The sequence below is a fragment of the Micromonospora sp. KC606 genome, assembly GCF_004348675.1.
Classification (GTDB): Bacteria; Actinomycetota; Actinomycetes; order Mycobacteriales; family Micromonosporaceae; genus Micromonospora.
Genome location: NZ_SMKN01000389.1, coordinates 1 through 2000, shown reverse-complemented (window position 1 = coordinate 2000; position 2000 = coordinate 1). Strand labels below are relative to the sequence as shown.

At 70.0% G+C, this 2000-nt stretch carries 3 protein-coding genes; all 3 read right to left on the bottom strand.

The features are described from left to right. Positions 1 to 16 precede the first annotated feature (16 nt). Positions 17 to 526 (bottom strand): NUDIX domain-containing protein, encoded by a 510-nt coding sequence (locus tag E1193_RS31255; RefSeq protein ID WP_132186716.1) that lies wholly within the window; start codon positions 524 to 526, stop codon positions 17 to 19. Between the two features lie 222 nt (positions 527 to 748). Then, entirely contained in the window at positions 749 to 1378 is a 630-nt protein-coding gene (locus E1193_RS31250) for a DUF6596 domain-containing protein (protein ID WP_132186715.1), read from the bottom strand. 11 nt (positions 1379 to 1389) lie between these two features. Beyond that, positions 1390 to 1674: a YciI family protein gene (locus E1193_RS31245; protein ID WP_132186714.1), complete on the bottom strand. Its 285-nt coding sequence runs from the start codon at positions 1672 to 1674 to the stop codon at positions 1390 to 1392. Positions 1675 to 2000: the final 326 nt, after the last annotated feature.

Below are 2000 nucleotides of genomic sequence, written 5' to 3'. Positions count from 1 at the left end.
GGGCCGGGGGATGGGGCTAGGTGAGGCGTGCGAAGAAGTCGGCCATGGCCTGGGTGTGGGTGGAGAAGGCCAGCTCGACCGGTTCGGTGAGGACCAGCCACTCGGTGGCCTCCTCGGTCGGGGCCGACGGCGGCATGGCATGCGCCGGGCGCTCCGGCAACTCGCCGAAGATCATGATGGTGCCGCCGGCCGGGGCGCCGTGCACCGCGAACAGCCGCGCCTGCGCCGGGTCGCCGATCAGGCCGGTCTCCTCGCGTAGCTCCCGCGCCAGCGCGTCGGCCCACTCCTCGCCGTACTCGATGAAGCCACCGGGCAGCGCGAGCAGCCCACGCGCCGGTTCGATGTCCCGGCGGACCACCACCAGGCCCAGCCCGGCGTCGGTGCGCACCGGCACCAGGGCCACCGCCACCGGCAGCGGGTTACGCCAGACCGTCTCGCCGCACACTCCGCAGACCCGCGGCCAGGCGACGTCCGCCGGGTAGGTGGCGCCGCAGTACGAGCAGTGCGAGAACGGTACGGCGGTCATGTCGCCGCACGTTACCGCGCCGGGCCGGAGACCGCCCCATCGGTCGGTCCCGGCGCGGGCCGCTCTGCGTGCTCGACGGCGTACGGCCCGCCATCCCGGCCCGGCGTGGCCTGTGGCGATACCGGATTCGGCGCTCGGGCGCCCACCGACCCGGCCCGGGCCCGCGCTGAGGCGAGTGTCGGGGTCCGAGATCGTCTGCACGGCTGACCGTGGTCGTCCGCACTACGTCGATCGCAAGCCGAACGGCGTGGGCGTGTCGGTGATCTTGGCCGTCTGGGCGTCGAGATAGCGCCTCTCGGGAAGACTCGTCGCGTAGCGGGCCGCAGTGCGGTAGCTGGCCCGGGCTTCCTGCCGCCGGCCGGCCATTTCGAGTAGATGGGCGCGAACGGAATGGAGCCGGTGATGGCACGCCATCCGGTCGTCGGTTTCCAGGCGGGTGACGATGTCAAGGCCGGCATCGGGGCCGTGGACCATGGCGACGGCGACGCTCCTGCCGAGGGTCGCCATCGGGTTTGGTGCGACCTGTTCGAGCAGTTCGTAGAGGGCGAGGATCTGCGGCCAGTCGGTGTCTTCGACCCGTCGGGCTTCGTCATGGACAGCGGCGATCGCCGCTTGGATCTGGTACGGCCCGAGCTGACGAGTGCGGGACAACGTTTCGGTGATGAGTGCGGCGCCTTCGGCGATGAGGCTCTGGTCCCAGCGGCTACGGTCCTGCTGAGGCAGCGGAACGGGTAGGCCGTCGTCGCCGGTGCGGGCATCGCGGCGTGCTTCGGTCAGCAGCATCAGCGCCAGAAGCCCGGCCACCTCACCGTTGTCGGGAAGCAGCCGATGTAGCAGGCGGGTCAGGCGCACCGCCTCGCCGGTCAGGTCATGGCGGGCTGCTCGTTTTCCACATCGATCAGGTACCAGCTGGCCAGGTATTCTTTGGTCTCCAGGTAAGGGCCGTCGGTCACGGCCGGCGCTCCGTTTCGCACCCGCACCGTCTTCGCCTGTGCCGCGTCGGCGGTTCCGTACGCGCCCAGCAACTCGCCGGTCTCCTTGAACTTGTGGTTGAACGCGTCCTGCTCGGCGATGGCCTTCTGGAACTCCTCGGCCGAGAACGACTCCCACAGCTCCTGGTTGCCGTAGATGGCGATCATGTACTTCATGGTCGGTCTCCTTCCTCGACGAGCGTCCCCGCTGGGCGCCCTTCGCTGGCTGGTCGGAGCCGACACGTACACCTCGACATCCTCGACCAGGATTTTTTCACGCTGACTTTTCCCGACGCTTTCGCTGGCGTGGTCTTCGCAGGTACCCGCGCCGCGGGTGAGGGCCATGCACGTGGGCGACCCCGCCGGCGACGTGGTGATCGACGTAGCGGGGCTCCGCTTTGTCGGTGCTCTCTGCGATGCTTCCTTCACGTTTGGTGTCGGGGGTGGAGGGCGGTGGCGCGGCGGTGATGGGGCGGTCCCACGCGCTGTCGGGGGCGGTGGTG

What these genes read in the sequence shown, in the direction of transcription:
- E1193_RS31255 (WP_132186716.1), bottom strand. Translation starts at nt 526, where the DNA reads ATGACCGCCGTACCGTTCTCGCACTGCTCGTACTGCGGCGCCACCTAC.
- E1193_RS31245 (WP_132186714.1), bottom strand. Translation starts at nt 1,674, where the DNA reads ATGAAGTACATGATCGCCATCTACGGCAACCAGGAGCTGTGGGAGTCG.